Here is a 14,115-nt window from a genome sequence, read left to right as displayed (position 1 = left end):
GATAAATTCTTTACGATTGATATTGCTTGTTAAAATTTAAATATCCTTTTTCCAAGCCATTAGTTTCGATTTCCGATAAAGCAAAAACGATATCCTGACTCAAGCCATTTATTTTTGTTAAATCTTCTCCCCAAAACTCTTCATTAGCCAATACCGCATTTACAATCAATTCTAAATCTGACAATTTCCAAACCGCATTAAATTGATCAATAATTTCCTGAGAATCTTTTACAGGCAACTCTTTTCCGTTCCATTTTCCTTTATAGAATCGAATCAAACAGGCGAATGAAAAAGTTAAACTGGTCGGCAGCTGCTGATTGTCATTATAATACTGAAGCAAGCTTGGTAAAACTCGTACTTTGAACTTCGAAATAGAATTTAAGGCAATGTCAGACAATAAATGTTTAATAAATGGATTTCTGAAACGATCCATTACTTCATCCGAATAGGCTAAAACTTCTTCTTTATCAAATGGTAATGTCCCATTAATTTCAGAAATAATACTGTTTACAAATTTACCAGTAAAATCACCATCAACGGTTTGTTTGACCGTATCGTTTCCATACAACAATGAAAACGGAACCATAGCCGTATGCGCTCCATTCAGAATGCGAACTTTTAGCGTTCGGAACGGTTGCATATCATCGACAATTTTCACATTTAAATCTGTTTTGTGGAATGGCAATTTTTTCTTTAAATCTTCTCCTCCTTCAATTACCCAAAGGAAAAAACGCTCCGCAGTAACAATCAAATTATCCTGATAGTCTAACTTGCTGTTGTACTCTTCAATTTCATTTCTTGGATAACCCGGAACAATTCTGTCTACTAATGTATTATGGAAAGTGCAGCTTTCTAACAACCATGTTTTAAATGAATTATCTAAACTCCACAAGTCACAATACTTTAATATAATTTCTTTTAGGGTGTCTGCATTATAATTGATTAATTCACATGGAATAATAGTCAGCCCTTTAGAAACATCGCCATTAAAATACTTAAATCTTTCATGTAACAAAACAGTTAATCTTGCTGGAAAAGCCACTGGTGGCTTCATATCTAGCGTATCTGAATCAATATATTCTATACCGGCTTCTGTGGTATTTGAAATTATGAACTGAAGTTCTTCTTCTTTGGCTAAATCTAAATAATCTGAATACTCTTTAAAAGGATTTATACCTTTTACAACATTCGTAATTAGTTCAATTTCCTGGATTTTTTCACCTTTCTTGATTCCGTTTAAAAAGAGCGTATAAAGTCCGTCCTGATCATTAATCATATTAATCATTCCATTCTCAAGCGGTTGCACCATAGCAATACCGGCATTGAAATCGACTTCTTTATTTAGTCTTTGAAAAGCATAATCAACGAAAGCCCTTAAGAAATTACCCTCACCAAATTGTACCACTTTTATTGGAAACTTCTTTTCTAATCCCTGGTTTTTTCTGTTTAATTTTTCCATTTTATTGCTAATTACTTAATGTTCTTACTTATTTTATTGTTTGGATTAATTCCAAAACTTTTCTTGTTTCTGTTTCGATTGTTGCATAATCTTTAGCCGCCATTAATGGTTTGCTAATGAGTTTGCTTCCCATTCCAACTGCAGAAACTCCGGCTTTGTACCATCCTTCTATATTTTCTCTTGTGGTATCCACTCCACCAGTAGGCATGAATAATAACTTTGGAAAAATATCTTTGATTCCGCTTAAAAATTCCGGACCTAACATATTCCCGGGGAATAACTTAATGAATTTCACTCCAGCATTTTCAGCTGCTATAATTTCTGAAGGCGTCATACAACCTGGGCTGTACAATACTTCTTTGCTTCTTAAAAAAGCTGCAACTTCAGGAACAAATCCCGGGCTGATGAAAAAATCAGCACCTACAGCAAAATACTCTTCTGCCTGTTGTAAGTTTTTGATGGTTCCGATTCCCAGTAATAATCCGGGCATTTCAGCATTTCTCACTTCAATCATTTTTTTGAAGTTGCTTAATGCTGCATCTCCTCTGCTTGTATATTCAACCGCTTTTACTCCGGCTTTGTAGATAGCTCTAAGTACTTCAATAGTTACCTCTTCATCGGCATTGAAATACAATGGAAGCATTCCCTGTTGAACAATAGCATCGGTTACTTTTTGTATGTTGCTCATTTTTTTTAAATTTTAACTTTAAATACTAATTTTTTAATCGCTCCTTCTCCAATCATCGGCGCATGAACATCTTCAGGATAAAAAATAACAAACTGATTGTTTGTCAACTGAAAGAACATATCCGGTTCATCATTGAAAAAACGAACATCTTTCTCATCATTATAATCACCGTTAGGAATATTGCATTTTTCTCTTGGCTTCCATCCGATTGTTTCCACACCGTTGGCGCAGATTTGAATGTCGATGTTTTTATCGTGGCACTCAAATTTTTCCAAGCTTGTAGTTGCTGTTTTTCCGTTTCCGTTGCTAACAATAAGCTTTAATCCTTCGGCAATATCGAATTTTCCATCTTCCAGGCTTGTTAAATCTTTTCCTTTCAAATAGTCAAATGCTGTTGCAAACAAAGGGTGTAAACCATTGTATTTTGAAGCATTATTAAGTGTATCTACTACCATGATAAATTATCTTGCAACTCTACCGGAAGCATCGCCTCCCATTAATTTATTAACCTCATCAACAGTTACCAAGTTAGCATCACCTTTGATAGTGTGTTTCAGACAAGATGCTGCTACTGCAAAATCCAATGCGTTTTGATCATCATCAGGATAGGTTAATAATCCGTAGATTAATCCACCCATAAAACTATCACCACCACCAACTCTGTCAACGATATCAGTAATTTGGTATTGACGTGTTTGAAGCATTTGTTTTCCATCATATAAAACTCCTGCCCAAGTGTTGTGTGAGGCAGAGATAGAACCACGTAAGGTTGTAATCACTTTTTTAGCTCTTGGGAATCTTTCCATCATTTGTTGGCAAACTGATAAGAATGCTTCCGCTTTAACATCGTGTCCGTGTGTTTGAACTGCAGCTCCTTCTGGCTTGATTCCGAAGTGCATTTCAGCATCTTCTTCATTTCCTAGAACTACATCACAATACGAAGTCAATTCGGTCATGATTTCTTCTCTTTTTTTAGCGTCACAGTATTTCCAAAGTTTAGCACGGTAATTCAAATCGGTTGAAATCGTTACACCTAATTTACTTGCTACTTTTACAGCTTCCAGACAAACATCAGCAGAACTTTGAGAGATAGCGGGAGTAATACCCGTCCAGTGAAACCATTGTACATCTTTAAAAACTTCTTCCCAGTTAATCATACCCGATTGTATAGTAGACATAGAAGAATAGGCTCTATCGTAAACTACTTTACTTCCTCTTGATACGGCTCCAGTTTCCAAAAAATAAATTCCAAGACGCTCACCACCCCAAACAATTTTGTCTACACCAACGCCTCTTTTACGCATCTCCATCATCGCACATTCTCCGATATCATTTTTAGGTAAACGGGTTACAAAATCAACCGGAATTCCATAATTGGCTAATGAAACAGCTACATTCGATTCTCCTCCTCCATAAACTACTTCAAAGTTATCAGCTTGTGAAAATCTTAAAAATCCTTGTGGTGCTAATCTTAACATTATCTCACCAAATGTTACTACTTTTTTCGACATTGTCATTTAATTTTATTGTGTTACTATTTTAATTTTAATTCATTTTATCTTGAAACTCTGCCTCCACCAAAACCGTGCATTAAGGCTTCAACTTCTTTTACGGTTGCCAAATTAATATCTCCCGAAATGGAATGTTTTAAACAGGCAGCGGCAACAGCAAACTCTAAGGCAGTTTGATAATCTTCTTCGTATGTCAATAATCCGTATATAATTCCTGCCATAAATGCATCTCCTGCTCCAATTCTGTCAATAATATGAGATACATTGTATTTTTGTGATTGCAACATATTTTTTCCATCCCAAAACGAAGCGCTTATACCATTGGAAGAGGCATTTGCCTGAATCCTTTGGGTTGTAACAATATTTTTTAGCTTTGGAAAAGTTTTCATCCAACTCGCAAAAATGGCTTCCTGAGTATCATTTTCATTATATTCAATTCCTAAAACCTTTTCAGTTTCATCTGCTCCTCCTAATAATAAATCACAGTATTTCACCAAATTTGGCATCACTTCATTGGCGTTTTTTCCGTATTTCCATAGTGTAGGTCGATAATTGAGATCAGCTGAAATTGTCAATCCCATTTTATCTGCTACCAGTAAAGCTTCTTCACATAACTCTGCTAAATCCAGCGAAAGCGAAGGTGTAATTCCAGACCAATGAAACCACTCTGCATCTTTAAATATCGATTCCCAATCGATCATTCCTTTTCTTAACATTGAAAACGAAGAATCTTCTCTGTCATAAACTACTTTTCCCGGTCTTTCGGAAGCACCTTGTTCAAAATAATAAATCCCTAATCTTTTTCCTTGAGTAGTTACAATTGGATTTACTCCAAAAGAGCGCAACATACTTATTGACGCTTCTCCTAATTCATTTGGCGGAACTGATGTAATAAATGTTACCGGAATTCCAAATTTGGCTAAAGAAGCTGCCACATTAGCTTCGGCACATCCATAATATAAATCGAAGGATGTTGCCTGTGTTAATCTTAAATAACTAGGCGGTGACAACCTTAATAATATTTCTCCGAATGTGACGACTTTACTCATCGCTTTTTCTTATTGTACAAAATCTTCTCTCATTGGACTGAAAACATCTACCAACATTCCGGCTTCCAGACAAACTACTCCGTGATATACTTCAGACGGAACATGAAAAGAATCTCCTTTTTCCAATACGTTTGTTTCTTCACCGATGGTTACTTCAAATTTACCTTCTGCTATATGTGTTACTTGCGAATGAGGATGATTGTGTAAAGCACCAACTCCACCTTTTTCAAAACGTACATTCACCATCATCACTTTATCATCAAAACCTACAATCTGTCTCTGAATCTTATCATCAACAGATTCCCATTCGGTTTTTAAATACTTAAAAAAAACATCGCTTGCCAACATAACTTAAAAATTAAAATATTCTTTTGCATTATTATAACTGATATCCGCTACCATTTTTCCAATCCATTCCATATCATTTGGTAATTCACCTCTTTGGATTTCATCTCCCAAAAGGTTGCAAAGAATACGTCTGAAATATTCATGTCTCGGGAACGATAAAAAGCTTCGTGAGTCTGTTAACATTCCGACAAAACAGCTTATTAATCCCATATTAGATAAGGCATTCAATTGCTTAGTCATTCCGTCTTTTTGATCTAAAAACCACCAACCCGAGCCAAACTGCACTTTTCCTTTTACGCTTCCATCATTGAAATTCCCAATCATGGTTGCCATCACTTCGTTGTCTGCCGGATTCAGATTATAAATAATTGTTTTTGTCAATTTATCTTTGCTGTCCAAAGCATTTAAAAAGGATGATAATTTTTGTGCCTGTGAAAAATCTCCAATAGAATCCCAACCTGTATCCGGACCTAAAACTCTGTGCATACGGGCATTATTATTTCTTAAAGCGCCTAAGTGAAATTGTTGCACCCAACCGTATTCATGATAGGTTTCAGATAAAAATAATAAAACCGCACTTTGGAATTTCAAGGCTTCTTCAGAACTCAATTCCTTATTCTCTCTCTTCTTTTTGAAGATGGTATTGATTTCGCTTTCGGTAAAGTTTTCAAAATAAATATGTTCCAAACCGTGATCAGAAAGTCTGCTGCCATTGGCATGGAAATATTCGATTCTGTTTTTTAAAGCTGACTGTAAATCTGAATACGTGTTGATTGAAACTCCGGCAACATCGCCCAAAGTATCAATGTATGCGTTGTAGCCATCATTTGAAATCAGGATTGCTTTATCTGGTCGGAAAGCGGTGCTAACTTTTACTCCAAAATTACTTGACGCTAATTGCTTGTGATACGCTAAGTCATCAATTGGATCTTCGGTAGTACAAACTAATTCGGCTTTTACTTTTTTAAGTAAATTTTGTGTACTGTATTCCGCAGAGTTTATTTTGGCAGATGCCTGTTCATAAATTGATTCCGCAGATTTTTCGTTTAATAAATCATAGATGTCAAAATAACGGGCTAACTCTAAATGAGTCCAGTGATACAAAGGATTACGCATGGTATACGGAACCGTTTTTCCCCATTGCAAAAATTTATCTTTATCGGTTGCATTGCCGGTAATAAACTGCTCATTTACTCCTAACGTTCGCATGGCTCGCCATTTGTAATGGTCTCCATTAATCCAAACCTTTGTAATGTTATCAAAAATCGTATTCTCTGCAATGTGCTGAGGCGATAAGTGATTGTGATAATCAATAATAGGTTGATTTTTAGAATAATTATGGTATAATTCTTCTGCGTATTTATTTTCTAATAAAAAGTTATCGTTTATGAAATTTGCGCTCATTATAAATCTATAAAATATTAATCTTCGTTTGAAGGTTTACCAATGGTAGCTAAAATTCCACCATCAACATATACAATCTGTCCGTTAACAAAATCACTTGCTTTTGAAGCTAAGAAAATGGTTGCTCCGGCTAAATCTTCAGGATTTCCCCATCGTGCTGCCGGTGTTCTGCTAATGATGAACTCATTGAAGGGATGACCATCAACACGGATTGGTTCTGTTTGAGATGTGGCAAAATAGCCCGGGCCGATTCCGTTAACCTGAATGTTGTGTTTAGCCCATTCAGTCGCTAAGTTTTTGGTCAGCATTTTCAATCCGCCTTTTGCTGCCGCATAAGCAGAAACCGTATTTCTGCCTAACTCACTCATCATAGAACAGATGTTGATAATCTTTCCTTCTTTTCTTTTAATCATCTGTTTTGCTATCAATTGAGACATGATAAAAGGTCCAACTAAATCTACCTCTATGACTTGTCTGAAATCGGCAACAGCCATTGATATAGCAGGTTCTCTTTTGATAATTCCGGCATTATTTACCAGAATATGAATATCTCCGAGTTCTTTGGTAATTAAAGCAACATTTTCAGCGGCAGCTGTTTCATTGGTAACATCAAACAAATATCCTGAAGCTTTGAATCCTTTACTTGCGTAATAATCCAATGCTTCTTTCATTTTTGAAGGTGTCGTTCCTGTAATTACAAGTTCTGCTCCTGCACTGGCTAGACCTTCAGCCATAGCCATTCCGAGACCGTGTGTTCCTCCTGTTATTAATGCTCTTCTACCTTTTAAATCGAATAAATTCATGTTCTTATCTTAATTCATTTGGTGCTACAATATCCATATCACCATAATCTAAATTTTCTCCTGCCATTCCCCAAATAAAGGAATAGTTTGCTGTTCCGGCACCTGAATGTATTGACCATTCCGGAGATAAAACTGCCTGATTGTTTTGCATGAAAATGTGTCTCGTATTTTGTGGTTCACCCATAAAATGGCAGATGGTTTGCGGAGCTTCCAAGTCAAAATAGAAATAAGCCTCCATGCGTCTGTTGTGAGTGTGAGACGGCATAGTATTCCAAATATTGCCTTCTAAAAGCTCCGTTAATCCCATTTGCAGTTGACAGGTTTCAACAACACTGTTTACTATTAATTTATTGATAATTCTTTTATTGGCAAATTTCTCTTCGCCCAAGTGAACAATTTCTGCATTTTCTTTGGTTACTCTTTTGTTTGGAAAATGTTTATGCGCTGGCGCTGAATTGATATAAAACAAAGCCGGATTTGCAACATCAGTGCTTGAGAACAAAACTTCTTTCGCGCCTCGACCAACATATAGTGCTTCTTTTTTATCCAATACATATACTTCTCCGTCAACACTAACTGTTCCTTTACCGCCTACATTAATTACTCCAAGTTCTCTTCTGTCCAGAAAGTTTTCTGATTTTAGATAGGGAATAGTTTCCAATGGTAAACTTTTGCCCACAGGCATGGCTCCTCCTACTATATATCTGTCGTACATAGAATACGTCAGTTGGATTTGATTCTCAACAAACAGTTTGTCAATTAAGAACTGTTCTCTTAGTTCTTCAGTATTATATTTAGCTGCATCTTTTGGATTGGATGCATATCTGAATTCAAAATTTGTCATTTGTAATATTTATTCTTTTTATTTTTAATCTTCTATAAATCAGTTATAGGGCTATATTTTGGAACTAAAGTTTTCATTACAGACCAACCGATTAAATAACAAACCGCACAAATAGAAAAGATGATAAAGTATCCGGCTTCAATACCATGAAAGCCCATAAAACTCATATCAGTATCTTTACTATAATCAAATAATACACCTGATCCTTTATTGATAAGTGTTGACCCAAGACCTCCGGCTAATCCTCCAATACCAGTAATTGTAGCGATGGCTTTTTTGGGAAACATGTCACCAACTGTTGTGAAGATATTAGCTGACCATGATTGATGTGCAGCACCAGCAATACCAATTATTATTACCGGTATCCAATAGGTATAGTGCCCTAATGGCTGAGCTATTAATGCTAATAATGGAAAAAATGCAAAAATCAACATGGCTTTCATTCTGCCTTCATAGGGATTCATACCCTTTTTCTCAACAAAATAAGTCGGAAGCCAACCCCCTATAATAGAAAGCAATGTAATTGCATATAAAACAAACAATGGTAAAGCAGCTTGTGTAGAATCCATATTGTAAACAGAGCTTAAATAAGCCGGCGTCCAGAATAAGAAAAACCACCATACACCATCTGTCATGAACTTTCCAAAAGCGAAAGCCCAGGTTTGCTTGTATTTAAAACAAGCCGCGAAAGACACTTTATCAGCAGTTTCAGGAACATATCCTTCTATTTTACTATCTGCTAAAATATCTTGTTGGATATAAGCCAATTCTTCCGGACTCACTTTAGGATGCCTTTCCGGTTTATCGTACATAAAAACCCAAAATCCCATCCAAACAAAACCTAAAGCACCTATAATAATAAACGACATTTCCCAGCCATATGCTTCGGCAATAAACGGAATAGACAATGGCGCTAACAATGCGCCAACAGTAGCACCGGCATTAAAGATACTGGTAGAAAAAGCTCTGTCTTTTTTTGGAAAATATTCTGCTGTTGTTTTAATTGCTGCTGGAAAATTTCCTGCTTCACCAACCGCCAAAATAAAACGGGCAAAGATAAACAAGGTCACACTGACAGAAATTACCATTCCTGTATCATTGACGGTACTAATGATATCTTTAGCTCCTTCAAAGCTCACAAACCAATCCCCTGAAATATATCCAGCCGTTGCTATACCACAAAAAGCGTGTAAGCAAGCTCCTACTGACCAAACTCCAATAGCCCAAAGAAATCCTTTTTTTGTATCTAATACATCTACAAACCTTCCGGCAAACAATAAAGATATCGCATAAAAAATTGAAAATAAAGCTGTGATGTTTCCATAATCGTTATTAGTCCAATGAAATTCAGGAGCAATAAAATCTTTCCACGTCAATGACAATACCTGTCTGTCTAAGTAATTAATTGTAGTTGCAAAAAATAATAACGAGCAAATTGCCCATCGATAATTACCGTTAACTTTATTTCTTTCTTCCATTAGAATAATATTTTATTGAAAAGTACTTTTATATTTACACCTGAATTAATGTAATCGATTGCACAAATATAAATTTTATTATAATTATAACGCAAATAATTTAAAAATAATTTTAAATTTATTATTAAAAAAAACACATATCTTAAAAAAATAACACCAATATTAAGGATTTAGAAAAATTTAAACATGAATAGCAAGCTGATAAACAAGAATTTGTTACATTTTTCGATTATATTTTTTATCTTAAGTTTAAATTCAAATTGTATAGCGCAGGTTGAAATTATCCCACTATGGACAACTCCCATTCCGAACGAAATAAAGAATACCGAATATCAGGAAAACAAAGTTTATAAAGATACAATTCTTCAAAGTGTCACTAATGTTTCTGTACCAACATTGACCGTTTACAAACCAAAAAAAGCAAATGGAACAGCCATACTAATTTTTCCAGGTGGCGGTTATGATCATTTATCAATTTTAAAAGAAGGTAAGAAAATTGCTCAATGGCTAAATTCTTTAGAGATAACCGCTTTTGTTTTAAAGTATCGTTTACCAAGTGATAAAATTATGAATGACAAAAGCATTGGACCTCTGCAAGATGCTCAGGGAGCAATGAGACTTATCAGACGAAATGCAAACACTTGGAATATTAACCCAAATAAAATCGGAGTAATTGGGTTTTCTGCTGGCGGACATTTAGCGGCTTTACTTTCAACTCATTATAACGAAAACACATATCCTAAAAGTGATACTATAAGTGCCCGACCAGATTTTTCATTGCTGATTTATCCCGTAATTAGTATGAAAAATGAGATTGGACACAAAAGCTCCCGCAATTATTTATTGGGAGAAAATCCAACTGATGAAGCTATCCAAAAATTCTCATGTGAACTTTCTGTGAATAAAGATACGCCTCCTACTTTTCTTGTTCATGCTGCTAATGACAAATCGGTACCGGTTGAAAACAGCATCGTTTATTTTTTAGCATTAAAAAAGAATAATGCTCCGGCAGAAATGCATGTTTATGAAAATGGCGGTCACGGATTTGGTTTGGGTGTTCAAGGAACGAGCTCTCATTGGACTGACGATTGCATTCGTTGGCTGAAGAGTTGCCACTATTTGTAATTTTACATTTTTGGCAAAGTACCACAGTTATCCCGATTAAAAAGTATCACAATTTGGTGGTGCTGTGACTTCAACTTTTTGGCTTTTTATTCTGCAAAATTTATAATTTTTAACATAAGTCAAAAGTTTCAAAAGAGCTAATTGAAATATTTTTATGTTAGATAATTTGTAAAAAAAAACTCTTTTTTTTTTATTAAGTAAAAAAAACATGTTAATAATATATAATAACAACAATGGCTAAATTGCTGTTTCATGGCTTTTTTTTATATTTTACCACAACATTAGCACAACATTAAATGTTGATAACTTTTATGCAATCACCTTTTAAAGCCATATAATATGCTACTTTGAAACTATTTAAAAAGATTTTATTTTATTTTTAACTTGTATAGTTTTTATATAGTTTGATAAAAATCATTTTAATCAATTACTCTTTACATTTGTTACTATAACTCAAAAAAAAATGAAAGATGAAAAAAATTACTTTATTTCTATTATTAATTTTCTGTACACTTGCTCATTCACAAATTGTAACTAATGGAGATTTTCAAACCGGTACGGCCGCACCTTGGTACGGAAATGCAGCAAATGTTGTTGACTTAGGCGGATTGAATTGGGTCAACCAAGCTCAAGTAACATCTGTAGGTAATCCATATGACGTTAACTTGAGCCAAGTAGTTACTTTAACAAGTGGTCTAACGTATGAATTAAAATTTGATGCATTCACTGATGCTACTACTGGTACACGTACAATGGTCGTTGGCCTTGGTCAAGATAATGCTCCGTATGCAGCTTTAACTGCAACACCAGTTTTAACTGCAACCGCCCAAACATTTACATATCAATTCACCATTAACTACGGAGACGCTGTTAATGACAGAGTCATTTTTGACATGGGTGCAGCTTTAGGTTTTGTATTTATTGATAATGTATCTGTTACTCAAATTGTAAATACTTGTGCAAACGGTATTCAGGATGGTACTGAAACTGGAATTGATTGTGGTGGTTCTTGCGCTCCATGTATTTCGCCTCCAACTGTTAATTCTCCTGTACCACCAGCTAGAGCGGCTTCTGATGTAGTTTCTATTTATAGTGATGCTTACACTAGTATTTCGCCTATAAATTTAGATGCGGGATGGTGTGGCGCCAATGCAGTACAAGCTACTACAGCAGGTGGTCCTGCCAACAATGTCTTAGCATACAAAGGTAATGCTTGTCAAGGAATTACTTTTCCTTCAGCTACGCAGAATGTTAGTGGTTTTACTAATATACATGTTGATTTCTTTATTGCAACTGGAACAAATTTAATTGGAAAGGTGTTTAACTTAAAAATAGTTCCTAATACAGGTGGCGGTCCGGCTGAAGTAGAAATTCCTATTGACATTAATGGTCTTTCTCCTGTTCCAGTGCCTGGTACATGGTATTCTTTCGATAGAGCTTTTTCTCCTTCCCAACTTTCAAATTTAGTAAGTAATCCAATTATGCATGAATTTGGAGTTACAAGTAACTTAAATAATGTCATATGGTATGATAATCTCTACATTTGGAGAGCTCCTTTGAGTACTAATGAATTTGCTGCAAACGCTATTAAATTATATCCAAATCCAGCTAGCAATGTTGTGACCATTGAATCAGTTTCAGTTATTGAAAAAGTATCAGTATATAATCTTTTGGGGCAAGAAGTTATTTCACAATCTCCAAACGCTGAGCTAATAACTCTTGATGTTGCTAGTTTACAAGTTGGACTTTATGTTGTAAAAACCTCTATCAACGGAAATGTATCTTCAACAAGATTTATAAAAGAATAAGTTTAAGTTAATTAGGTTACGAAAGAGGAATTTTCAAAACTTTCGAAAATTCCTCTTTTTTTAAATATCCGTTGTATTTAAAATAAAATATTGGGATTAAACAAGCATAAAAATCAAATAATAATCATTAAAAAAAATAATCATGAATAAAACTATTTTAAATACGAAAATAATTTTAGTAGCACTAACATTATTTTTGACATCATTTGGATATTCACAAGACCAATTATTAGGGTTTGAACCAGGAGAAACTGGAAGTGTAGGATCTACTTTTGGCGATATAGGCGCTAACGTCGTGCCTACACCTGTTGTTGAAGATGGAACTGGTACAAATACAACAAAAGTTCTTAAAATCGTTGGAAACCCTGCATGCGAACCTTGGCAAGGAGTAAATTTAACGCTAACATCTCTTGTCAATTTAACAACTACCAAAACAATGACAATGGATGTTTTTTCTGACACTCCTATCACTTTCTTAGTAAAAGTTACTGGCGGAACCGGTGGTCCAGCTATATCCGCAGCTTCTGCAACGCATACTGGTGGCAGCACTTGGCAAACAATTTCATTTACATTTGACACTTCATTAGACGGACAAGCAGCGCCGGCAAATGGGGTTTACGCTGGTTTTGTAATTCATACCTATTGGGAAACAGGAAGAACTGCATTCTTTACTCCAACAGTTTGTCCGACACCTGCAAGAACTTTTTACGTTGATAATATTAAAGGTCCGCTTGGAACTCCTCCTGTAGTACCAGCTCCTACTACTGCAGCACCAACTCCTCCAAACAGACCTGCTGCTGATGTAAAATCATTATTTTGTGATGCTCTTGTTGGCTATACACCTGTAACAACTATTGGTTACACGGGCAACGATAACACCTTCAACACTTCTTGGTGTGGTGCTAATACAACTTTAGTTCAAATTGAAGGAAATAATACCAATAAAATTACTGGTTTAGGATGTGAAGGAGTAGCCTTTTTAGCAGGAAGATTCGATGCCACTGGGTTTACTCGCTTTCATATGGATATTTGGACAGCTACACCAACTCAAGATAAAAGTTTTAATTTCAAATTCTCTAACTGGAATGGTACTGGAGGAGAAACTAATGCTTTACAATACTCTGCAAATAATTCCAACATTTTAACAAGTGGTTCAGAAGGAACTTGGATTTCAATAGATTTACCTCTTACTGCTTTCCAATGTATTAATACACCACCAGGAAATGCTTGTCCTAGCGTTTCTGATTTTGCTCAATTCGTTATAACTTCTGATTTAGGAACAGTATATTATGACAACCTGTATTTACACAAAAACACTACTTTAGGTACTGAAGATTTTGAAGCTTCAAATGTTAGATTATATCCAAATCCTGCTACCAATGTTTTAAACATCGAATCAGCAATGACTATTGAAAAAGTCTCAGTTTTCAACCTTTTGGGACAAGAAGTGATATCACAAACCCCTAAAAGCGGGTTAGTAACTCTTGATATTGCTAGTTTGCAAGTTGGGGTTTATGTTGTAAAAACTTCTATTAATGGAAACGTTTCTTCAACAAGATTTATCAAGGAATAAATTAAGTTAATTAGTTTTGAAGAGC

At 35.1% G+C, this 14,115-nt stretch carries 13 protein-coding genes; 3 read left to right on the top strand and 10 right to left on the bottom strand.

The genetic code is table 11. The features are described from left to right. Positions 1-10 precede the first annotated feature (10 nt). From L1S35_RS10425 to L1S35_RS10380, 10 genes are read right to left on the bottom strand one after another with little or no spacing between them, the layout of a single operon-like run. A complete protein-coding gene (locus L1S35_RS10425; RefSeq protein ID WP_236400392.1) occupies positions 11-1,459 on the bottom strand; it encodes a tagaturonate reductase in 1,449 nt (482 codons plus the stop codon). A gap of 28 nt (positions 1,460-1,487) precedes the next feature. Next, a complete protein-coding gene (locus tag L1S35_RS10420; RefSeq protein WP_236400390.1) occupies positions 1,488-2,147 on the bottom strand; it encodes a beta/alpha barrel domain-containing protein in 660 nt (219 codons plus the stop codon). A 5-nt stretch (positions 2,148-2,152) separates the two neighbouring features. Next, positions 2,153-2,602 carry a NanQ anomerase/TabA/YiaL family protein gene (locus L1S35_RS10415; protein ID WP_236400388.1) on the bottom strand — a complete coding sequence of 150 codons (450 nt, stop codon included), beginning with the start codon at positions 2,600-2,602 and terminating at the stop codon, positions 2,153-2,155. Positions 2,603-2,608: 6 nt separating this feature from the next. Next, entirely contained in the window at positions 2,609-3,658 is a 1,050-nt protein-coding gene (locus L1S35_RS10410; protein ID WP_236400386.1) for a sugar kinase, read from the bottom strand. Positions 3,659-3,702: 44 nt separating this feature from the next. Beyond that, positions 3,703-4,707, bottom strand: coding sequence for a sugar kinase (locus L1S35_RS10405; protein ID WP_236400385.1), 1,005 nt, complete (start codon positions 4,705-4,707; stop codon positions 3,703-3,705). Between the two features lie 9 nt (positions 4,708-4,716). Beyond that, positions 4,717-5,055 carry a cupin domain-containing protein gene (locus L1S35_RS10400; RefSeq protein ID WP_236400383.1) on the bottom strand — a complete coding sequence of 113 codons (339 nt, stop codon included), beginning with the start codon at positions 5,053-5,055 and terminating at the stop codon, positions 4,717-4,719. A gap of 3 nt (positions 5,056-5,058) precedes the next feature. Then, a complete protein-coding gene (gene uxaC / locus L1S35_RS10395) occupies positions 5,059-6,459 on the bottom strand; it encodes a glucuronate isomerase (RefSeq protein WP_236400381.1) in 1,401 nt (466 codons plus the stop codon). Positions 6,460-6,476: 17 nt separating this feature from the next. Then, positions 6,477-7,262, bottom strand: coding sequence for a gluconate 5-dehydrogenase (locus tag L1S35_RS10390; protein WP_236400379.1), 786 nt, complete (start codon positions 7,260-7,262; stop codon positions 6,477-6,479). Positions 7,263-7,266: 4 nt separating this feature from the next. After that, complete coding sequence (gene kduI, locus L1S35_RS10385; protein ID WP_236400377.1) at positions 7,267-8,106, bottom strand: 5-dehydro-4-deoxy-D-glucuronate isomerase; 840 nt, start codon at positions 8,104-8,106, stop codon at positions 7,267-7,269. A gap of 32 nt (positions 8,107-8,138) precedes the next feature. Next, the gene (locus L1S35_RS10380) at positions 8,139-9,584 is read right to left on the bottom strand and encodes an MFS transporter (protein WP_236400375.1); all 1,446 of its coding nucleotides are present in this window, start codon (positions 9,582-9,584) and stop codon (positions 8,139-8,141) included. Positions 9,585-9,770: 186 nt separating this feature from the next. On the opposite strand from L1S35_RS10380, the gene L1S35_RS10375 reads away from it, so the two are divergent. The 3 genes from L1S35_RS10375 (at position 9,771) to L1S35_RS10365 (ending at position 14,090) form a co-directional block, all read left to right on the top strand. Continuing rightward, a complete protein-coding gene (locus tag L1S35_RS10375) occupies positions 9,771-10,709 on the top strand; it encodes an alpha/beta hydrolase (RefSeq protein WP_236400374.1) in 939 nt (312 codons plus the stop codon). Between the two features lie 470 nt (positions 10,710-11,179). Beyond that, the gene (locus L1S35_RS10370) at positions 11,180-12,517 is read left to right on the top strand and encodes a T9SS type A sorting domain-containing protein (protein WP_236400372.1); all 1,338 of its coding nucleotides are present in this window, start codon (positions 11,180-11,182) and stop codon (positions 12,515-12,517) included. A gap of 142 nt (positions 12,518-12,659) precedes the next feature. Continuing rightward, positions 12,660-14,090: a T9SS type A sorting domain-containing protein gene (locus tag L1S35_RS10365; protein ID WP_236400370.1), complete on the top strand. Its 1,431-nt coding sequence runs from the start codon at positions 12,660-12,662 to the stop codon at positions 14,088-14,090. Positions 14,091-14,115: the final 25 nt, after the last annotated feature.

This window comes from Flavobacterium anseongense (assembly GCF_021608185.1).
In the GTDB taxonomy this organism is placed as follows: domain Bacteria; phylum Bacteroidota; class Bacteroidia; order Flavobacteriales; family Flavobacteriaceae; genus Flavobacterium; species Flavobacterium anseongense.
This window is presented reverse-complemented; position numbering and strand designations above follow the sequence as displayed.

Excerpts from the sequence above, each read along its gene's own strand:
- uxaC (WP_236400381.1), bottom strand. The coding sequence starts at position 6,459 with ATGAGCGCAAATTTCATAAACGATAACTTTTTATTAGAAAATAAATAC.
- L1S35_RS10400 (WP_236400383.1), bottom strand. The coding sequence starts at position 5,055 with ATGTTGGCAAGCGATGTTTTTTTTAAGTATTTAAAAACCGAATGGGAA.
- L1S35_RS10380 (WP_236400375.1), bottom strand. The coding sequence starts at position 9,584 with ATGGAAGAAAGAAATAAAGTTAACGGTAATTATCGATGGGCAATTTGC.
- L1S35_RS10405 (WP_236400385.1), bottom strand. The coding sequence starts at position 4,707 with ATGAGTAAAGTCGTCACATTCGGAGAAATATTATTAAGGTTGTCACCG.
- L1S35_RS10415 (WP_236400388.1), bottom strand. The coding sequence starts at position 2,602 with ATGGTAGTAGATACACTTAATAATGCTTCAAAATACAATGGTTTACAC.
- L1S35_RS10370 (WP_236400372.1), top strand. The coding sequence starts at position 11,180 with ATGAAAAAAATTACTTTATTTCTATTATTAATTTTCTGTACACTTGCT.
- L1S35_RS10420 (WP_236400390.1), bottom strand. The coding sequence starts at position 2,147 with ATGAGCAACATACAAAAAGTAACCGATGCTATTGTTCAACAGGGAATG.
- L1S35_RS10410 (WP_236400386.1), bottom strand. The coding sequence starts at position 3,658 with ATGTCGAAAAAAGTAGTAACATTTGGTGAGATAATGTTAAGATTAGCA.
- L1S35_RS10390 (WP_236400379.1), bottom strand. The coding sequence starts at position 7,262 with ATGAATTTATTCGATTTAAAAGGTAGAAGAGCATTAATAACAGGAGGA.
- kduI (WP_236400377.1), bottom strand. The coding sequence starts at position 8,106 with ATGACAAATTTTGAATTCAGATATGCATCCAATCCAAAAGATGCAGCT.
- L1S35_RS10425 (WP_236400392.1), bottom strand. The coding sequence starts at position 1,459 with ATGGAAAAATTAAACAGAAAAAACCAGGGATTAGAAAAGAAGTTTCCA.
- L1S35_RS10365 (WP_236400370.1), top strand. The coding sequence starts at position 12,660 with ATGAATAAAACTATTTTAAATACGAAAATAATTTTAGTAGCACTAACA.
- L1S35_RS10375 (WP_236400374.1), top strand. The coding sequence starts at position 9,771 with ATGAATAGCAAGCTGATAAACAAGAATTTGTTACATTTTTCGATTATA.